General features: G+C 37.1%; 1 protein-coding gene. It reads right to left on the bottom strand.

The genetic code is table 11. The features are described 5' to 3' along the window. The coding region (locus tag AC2Q9J_RS18340) for a hypothetical protein (RefSeq protein ID WP_499042155.1) at positions 1 to 191 on the bottom strand (191 nt) is incomplete at its 3' end. Positions 192 to 248 lie beyond the last annotated feature (57 nt).

Below are 248 nucleotides of genomic sequence, written 5' to 3'. Positions count from 1 at the left end.
GTCGAGCTTGGGATTTTAGCCAAGTCGGGAATATGTGTAAGCTGATTTGCTTTTAGTGCTGTTTTTGTGAGTGTTGCTTGTATATCGGCTTGTTCAAAAGCACTTGGAATTGCAGTGATATTTGCTGTAATCGTGTTTGTTGGTGTTAAAGATAAAGTTGTTGCAGTCATTTGATCAAGTTTTTGGGTCACTGTTGCTATCCAACAAATAAAACGAAATGTAAGTCATTAACGTTATACGGGTTTAAC

It is taken from the genome of Planococcus sp. RAB007_Raresut (assembly GCF_057369535.1).
Note: the sequence above shows the minus strand (reverse complement) of the source record. Positions and strands in the feature narration are given on the sequence as shown.